The organism is Thermobifida fusca NBRC 14071 = JCM 3263 (genome assembly GCF_001592045.1).
Classification (GTDB): domain Bacteria; phylum Actinomycetota; class Actinomycetes; order Streptosporangiales; family Streptosporangiaceae; genus Thermobifida; species Thermobifida fusca.
In genome coordinates, this window is sequence record NZ_BCWB01000057.1 from 1 (window position 1) to 6731 (window position 6731).

Sequence of the window (6731 nt, forward strand, 5' to 3'; positions counted from 1 at the left end):
GACGATCGGGACCGGGCGCGCAAGCACCTGCTCGGCCTGTTCGAGATGCTTCCGGCAGGAGACCCGAGGGTTGCCAAGGCGCGGCGCAATCTGACGTCCGCGCTCTTTTAAACCACGCCCGGCCCGGATTCCGGGGACCGGTGCTACGGTCCCCGGCTAAGCAGCCTTCCACGGGGTAAAAACCCCATAAATACAATGGAAGGCGGTCTGCGATGGCTCCCGTGGTGACGATCTCCGCGACCTACGGTGCCGCGGGAAGTGTGATCGGACCCGCGGTAGCGGAACGGCTGGGTGTCCCTTTCCTGGACCGGGCGATCCCTGAGGAGGTCGCGGAACGGCTGGGTTGTCCCCTGGCGGAGGCTCTCGAATACGACGACCGCGCCCCGGTCGGCCTGGAACGGCTCCTGGTCAGCGCGGCACGGTTCCCCAGTGTCACCTTCAGCGGCGTTGACCCGGTCCTGCTGGGTCCCACCACCGCCGAAGGCAAAGTCCTCTACGACCAGGAGTTCGTGGCGCACACGGAACGGGTGATCACGGCGGTCGGGCAGAGCGGCGGGGTGATTCTCGGCCGGGCCGGAGCGCTGGTCCTCGCCGACCATCCCACTGCGCTCCACGTCCGGCTCGACGGGCCCAGGGAGCGGCGGCTCCGGCAAGCGGTCGCACTGCGCGAGGCGGCACGGTTCGAAGCACTCCACCGGGGAGAAGCGGACCCCGGACCGTGGCGTCCCCCTACACTGCGCGACCTCGACGCCAACGACCGGGCGCGCAGCGCCTATGTCCGGCGCTTCTATCGGACCGACCCTGCTGACCCCAAGCACTACCAGGTGGTCTTGGACACGACGGTGATCGCGCACTCGACGTGTGTCGATATCATCGAACGTCTGGCACGAGAGCGCGCGGAAGCACACCGAGGCCGAACGGACACTCCCGTCTGATCCGGCGCCCGCACCACGCTCATCCGGATCCCACGCCAGTCCTCCGTCCCGCGTGCTCGCCTCCCGCCTCGGCCAGTGGTCGCTGCAGCCCTCCGCACGGGCCGATCCCCCCTGGTAGCGACCTGTCCGCACGGTCGACCCTGAGACACAACGAGGAGTTTCCCGTGGCCAGCCTTCCCAGCGTCTCGTATTCGATCACGGTCCGTCTGGAGATCGACGGACGCGCTAGCGCTGTGAGCAGCCTCACCAATGCCGTGGAACGTGTGGGCGGTGCCGTCACCGCGCTCGACGTGAACTCCTCTGGGCGCGAGCGGCTGCGTATCGACGTCACCTGCGCGGCCCGCGACACCAACCACGCCCAGGCGATCGTCGAAGCCTTGGACGCGGTCGAGGGCGTCACCGTCCACAAGGTCAGCGACCGCACGTTCCTCATGCACCTGGGCGGCAAGATCGAGATGCGGTCGAAGGTGCCGCTGCGCAACCGCGACGAGCTCTCCATGGCCTACACCCCCGGGGTGGCCCGGGTCTCCGCGGCAATCGCGGCCAACCCGGAGGATGCCCGACGCCTCACCGTCAAACGCAACAGCGTGGCCGTGGTCACCGACGGTTCAGCGGTGCTCGGCCTGGGCAATATCGGCCCCGAAGCGGCACTGCCGGTCATGGAAGGCAAAGCAGCCCTATTCAAACGGTTCGCCGACATCGATGCCTGGCCGATCGCTTTGGACACCCAGGACACCGATGAGATCGTGCGCGCCGTGCAGCTCATCGCTCCGGGGTTCGGCGGTATCAACCTGGAAGATATTTCTGCTCCCCGCTGCTTTGAAGTAGAGGCCCGGCTGCGGGAGCTGCTGGACATCCCGGTGTTCCACGACGACCAGCACGGCACCGCGATCGTGGTGCTGGCCGCGCTCAAGAACGCGCTGCGCGTGGTCGGCAAGGAGCTCGGCAGTGTGCGCATCGCGATGTCGGGCGCTGGTGCGGCAGGGACCGCGATCCTCAAACTGCTGCTCCACGCCGGAGCGAAAGACGTGGTCGTCTGCGACGTCCACGGCGCTGTCCACCAGGGGCGGGGCGACCTCGACGCCAACCTGCGGTGGATCGCCGAGCACACCAACCCGGACGGCTATGCGGGCGACCTGGCGGGCGCGGTGCGCGGAGCCGACGTCTTCATCGGGGTGTCGGCGCCCAACCTGCTCTCCGGGGAGGAGATCGCGGAGATGAACGAGGACGCGATCATCTTCGCGCTAGCCAACCCGGAGCCGGAGGTGGACCCGGAGATCGCTGCCCTGCACGCCGCCGTCGTCGCTACCGGGCGCAGCGACTACCCCAACCAGATCAACAACGTGCTGGTCTTCCCCGGGTTCTTCCGCGGCCTGCTGGACGCGCAGAGCCACCGGGTGACCCCGGACATGATGCTGGCTGCCGCGAGTGCGCTCGCTGCGGTGGTCACCGAAGAAGAATTGAGCCCGCACTACATCATCCCCAGCGTCTTCCACCCGGGACTGGCGCAGCGGGTGGCGGAAGCGGTCCGCGAAGTGGCGCTCCGGGAGGGCGGCGTGGAAAGACACGAGAACTAGAGCACAACTGCACGAATCAGGGCATTGTTGAGCAGACAGTGCCCAACAGTGCGTGAGGTAGCGAACGGGGCCGGGTATGGAAGCACACATGGATCGGCTGAGTCTGACCGGGGCGCTGCTCGTTGCCACTCCGCTCCTGGAGGACCCGAACTTCTACCGCTCCGTGGTTTTTGTGATCGACGACACCCCGGATGAGGGGACGCTCGGGGTGATCCTCAACCGTCCTTCCGAACTAGGGGTGGGCGAGGTTCTCGCGGAGTGGGGGGAGCACGTCAGCCAACCGGCGGTGATGTTCGCGGGAGGCCCGGTCGGTCAGGATGCTGGTCTGGCCTTGGCGGTACCGGACGACGGGCAGCGTCCCCTCGGGTGGAAGTCGCTGGACGCGATGGACGCGAAGACGTGGCCGAACGGGTTGGGCACGGTGGATTTGGACACCCCGCCGCAGCTCGTCGCTGACGCGCTGCGCCAGATGCGGGTTTTCGCCGGATACGCGGGGTGGAGCGCCGGTCAGCTCCGAGCCGAGATTGACCAGGGAGCCTGGTATGTTCTCCCAGCGACCGTTGATGACGTGTTCTGCGCCGATCCCCGGGGACTGTGGTCGCGGGTGCTGCGGCGCCAGGGCGGGGAGCTCGCTTTCGTGGCCACCTTCCCCCACGACCCGACACTGAACTGATCGGCCGCGCACCCGATACCGTGGACAGAGACCGAGGAGGTGTGAGGACACGATGACCATGGACGTGATGACCAAGGTCATTCCGGAAAGCGAGACTCGCCCGGATATCTCGCACGACGGCGGCGACCGCGAGCGGTTCGCCCACTACGTGCAGAAGGACAAGATTACCGAGAGCGCGGTGACCGGCATGCCGGTGATTGCGCTGTGCGGCAAAGTGTGGGTGCCCAACCGGGACCCGAAGAAGTTCCCGGTCTGCCCCGAGTGCCAGAAGATCTACGACGAGATGCTGTCCTGAGGTGGCAGCGGGGCGCCCGCAGAGCAGCGTTCCATCACTGAAGAAAGACCCATGAGGCCCGCGTGTGCGGGCCTCATGCGTATGCCCCGATACCGGTGGGGTGCGGGATGCGGACCAGCGGGTCCGGCTACCGGGAGCTGTTGCCGCCTTCCAGGCGCAGGCGTCGGGCGCGGAGGAGCGCGGCCACTCCCGCCCCGGTCACCGCGAGCGCACCGAGGACGAACGGGGCGAAGTCGATTCCGGTGGTCGGCAGGGTGCCGTCCTTACCGCCGCTGCTCGTTCCGCCTCCGCCCGCGGCCGGGGTGCCGCCGTTGTTCGTCGTACCGACGGTCTGCCCGTCACCGGCGCCGTCGCCGGAGCCTGAGCCGCTGCCGGTGTCGTCCTGGCCGGCGAAGGTCACCGGGACGAACACGTCCTGGCTGCGGTCCGAGGAACGCGTGTGGTCGTTGCGGGTCACGACGGCGCACTGCACGCCTTCCGCCAGGCAGTCGGTGAACTCGTCCTTGGCCTTGACAGTCAGCTGGACGGTGAACGACCCGTTCTTGCCTTCACCCTCGTAGGGCTGGGCGAGCCCCTGACCGTAGGGGGGAGGGTTGGACGAGATCCACACGGAGGAGCCGCTCTCCCCGCTCATGTCGACGCCGCCGATGCAGGGGCCGGGCGGGGTGGTGGCGTTGGCGTTGGAGATGTCGCAGAAGGAGACGTAGATGCCCTTGGAGGTGTCGTATCCCCTCCCGGTCACAGTGACCTGCTCGCCGTCGGGGTTGAGCCCCGAGGTTTTCGAGACCGTCAAACTCGGCCCGCCGCTCGGGGCAGCGGGGACGGCCCAGGCAGCAGAGCCGGTCAGGACCGCGAGCGGCGCCACCAGGCCGACAAGGGCGGCAGCGCTCAGAAATCTCCTGACGATGGTGAACATGGGGGCGGGTTCTCCGTTCCTGACGAAACGTGACCCTACGGTGCGGAGGATCGAGGGCACCGGGGGCGCGTCAATATGCTTAGGCTAACCTAAAAGTCCTGATCGGCTCTGATAGTGCACCACCAGGGCACGGGGTTGTCAAGATTGTGACGACAGGTCGTCATTATCACGCTCACGGTGACGACCAGCGCATTCATCGACCCGCGGCCCTTCCAGTCGATGGGACTCCCATGCCATCTCACCCCTCTCCCCAACACCGGATGCGCCGGATCCTGAAACACAGCGCGGTGCTCCTGCTCACCCTCCTCGCCGCGCTCACGGCCTGCTCGGCACCCGCCAGCGACGACGACTCCATACCGTCACTCGAAGAAAACCGACTGCAACCCCTGGAAGGCGAAGCACACCCTTCGCTCCCTGTCACCGTGGACTCGGTCGTCCCGGTGGCGAACCGCACCGCCGACACCCCGCTCACCTACGAGCAGGTCGAAGTCACCGACGTCAGCCGGATCCTGCCGCTCAACGGCGGTGTCGCCGAGATCATCTACACCCTGGGCCTGGGCGACAACGTCATAGGCCGGGACTCCACCGCCACCTTCGCGGAAGCCGAAGACCTGCCCGTGGTCACCCAAGGGCACGACATCTCCGTCGAAGGCGTGCTCTCGTTGAACCCCACGCTGGTCATCGCGGACACCTGGACCGGCCCCTACGAAGCGATCGAGCAGTTGCGCGACAGCGGGGTGACCCTGGTCATCCTCGACGAAGTGTGGTCCCTGGACGGGATGTACACCCGCATCACCGAAGTCGCCGAAATGCTGGGTGTTCCGGAGCGGGGAGAACAGCTCGTCCAACGGGTCCAAGACCAGATGGCTGAAGTCCGGGACAGCCTGCCGGAGTCCCTCCGCGGCTCCCGCGTCGCCTTCCTCTACCTGCGCGGCAGCGCCGGCGTCTACCTGCTGGGCGGCCCCGGATCAGGCGCCGACGCGCTCGTTGCCGAACTCGGCCTCGAAGACGCGGGCACCGCGATCGGCCTGGACCGGGCGTTCACCCCGATCACCAGCGAAGCCCTCATCGACGCCCAGCCCGACATCCTGCTCGTCATGACCGGAGGACTGAAGTCGGTCGGCGGAATCGACGGTCTGCTGAAGATCCCCGGCATCTCCCAGACCCCCGCGGGCAAGGAGCGGCGCGTCCTCGCCTACGAAGACGGCCTCCTGCTCGGCTTCGGGCCCCGCACCCCGCAGGTGCTCAAAGCCATGGCCGAGGACCTCATCGCCATGCACGAAGGGGAGGCCCAATGACCCTCGCCGCCAAGCAGGCGGACCCGCTCCCCGCTTCCCGCCCCGACAGCACCCAGGTCCGCCGCGCCACCGTGCTGCGCGGCACCGTCCTGCTGACCGTCCTCGCCATCGCCCTCGGCGCCGTGGCCCTCGTCGCCGCGGGCATCGGCGCCTACCACATTCCCCCGCTCGAAGTCGCCGGATCGGTCTTCCGCGGCCTGGGCCTCGACTGGGGTGAGGCCGCCGACCCGCTCGCCGACGAGGTGCTGTGGAACGTCCGCTTCCCCCGCGTCGTCCTCGCCATGATCGTCGGTTCTTCCCTGGCGCTCGCCGGGGCCATGATGCAGGGCATCTTCGGCAACCCGCTCGCCGAGCCCGGCGTCATCGGGGTCTCCTCAGGCGCCACCGTGGGCGCGGTCCTCATCATCGCGCTCGGCGCTTCCGCGCTGGGGTACTGGACGGTCATCGTCGCGTCCTTCCTCAGCGGGATGGTCACCACCGTGCTCGTCTACGTGCTGTCCCGCTCGGGGGGACGCACCGAGGTCGTCACCCTGCTGCTCACCGGGATCGCGGTCAACGCGGTCGCCGGGGCGCTCATCGGCGCCGCCACCTACTTCTCCGAAGACGCGGAACTGCGGTCGATCACCAACTGGCAGATGGGCAGCTTGGCCGCGGCCACCTGGTCCAAAGTGGCCGCCGCGCTGCCGCTGGCCGTGGCGGGGATCATCGCGGCACCGTTCTTCGCCCGCCGCCTCGACTTGCTCTCCCTCGGCGAAAGCCCGGCCCGCCACCTGGGCGTCGACGTAGAGCGGATGCGCCAGGCGCTGATCGTCGTCATCGCGATGCTCACCTCGTCTGCCGTGGCGTTCGCCGGGATCATCAGCTTCGTCGGCCTGGTCGTGCCCCACATGGTGCGGATGATCGCCGGGCCGGGGCACCGCGTACTGCTCCCAGCGAGCGTGCTGGGCGGCGCCCTCGTCCTCGTCGCCGCGGACCTGGTCGCCCGGGTCGCTGCCGCCCCCCAGGAGGTGCCTTTGGGCATCATCACCGCACTGGTC

At 68.2% G+C, this 6731-nt stretch carries 8 protein-coding genes; 7 read left to right on the forward strand and 1 reads right to left on the reverse strand.

Features of this window, described 5'->3' with window-relative positions:
- The 5 genes from TF1_RS16000 to TF1_RS14220 form a co-directional block, all read left to right on the forward strand.
- A partial coding sequence (locus TF1_RS16000; protein ID WP_156482511.1) for a tetratricopeptide repeat protein occupies positions 1–111 on the forward strand: 111 nt, incomplete at its 5' end.
- 101 nt (positions 112–212) lie between these two features.
- The gene (locus tag TF1_RS14205; protein WP_011292814.1) at positions 213–935 is read left to right on the forward strand and encodes a cytidylate kinase-like family protein; all 723 of its coding nucleotides are present in this window, start codon (positions 213–215) and stop codon (positions 933–935) included.
- Between the two features lie 164 nt (positions 936–1099).
- The gene (locus tag TF1_RS14210; RefSeq protein ID WP_011292813.1) at positions 1100–2512 is read left to right on the forward strand and encodes an NAD-dependent malic enzyme; all 1413 of its coding nucleotides are present in this window, start codon (positions 1100–1102) and stop codon (positions 2510–2512) included.
- A gap of 88 nt (positions 2513–2600) precedes the next feature.
- Positions 2601–3185 (forward strand): YqgE/AlgH family protein, encoded by a 585-nt coding sequence (locus tag TF1_RS14215; RefSeq protein ID WP_016189112.1) that lies wholly within the window; start codon positions 2601–2603, stop codon positions 3183–3185.
- Positions 3186–3237: 52 nt separating this feature from the next.
- Positions 3238–3480, forward strand: coding sequence for a DUF3039 domain-containing protein (locus TF1_RS14220; RefSeq protein ID WP_011292811.1), 243 nt, complete (start codon positions 3238–3240; stop codon positions 3478–3480).
- A 127-nt stretch (positions 3481–3607) separates the two neighbouring features.
- On the opposite strand, the gene TF1_RS14225 is transcribed toward TF1_RS14220, so the two are convergent.
- Positions 3608–4396 carry a hypothetical protein gene (locus TF1_RS14225; RefSeq protein WP_011292810.1) on the reverse strand — a complete coding sequence of 263 codons (789 nt, stop codon included), beginning with the start codon at positions 4394–4396 and terminating at the stop codon, positions 3608–3610.
- A 230-nt stretch (positions 4397–4626) separates the two neighbouring features.
- Here TF1_RS14225 and TF1_RS14230 point away from each other — a divergent pair, with 230 nt between their 5' ends.
- Positions 4627–5694, forward strand: a complete 1068-nt coding sequence (locus TF1_RS14230; protein ID WP_011292809.1) for a heme/hemin ABC transporter substrate-binding protein — start codon at positions 4627–4629, stop codon at positions 5692–5694.
- Positions 5691–6731: FecCD family ABC transporter permease (locus TF1_RS14235; RefSeq protein WP_061783977.1), on the forward strand; the 1041-nt coding region annotated here is incomplete at its 3' end. The genes TF1_RS14230 and TF1_RS14235, both read left to right, overlap by 4 nt.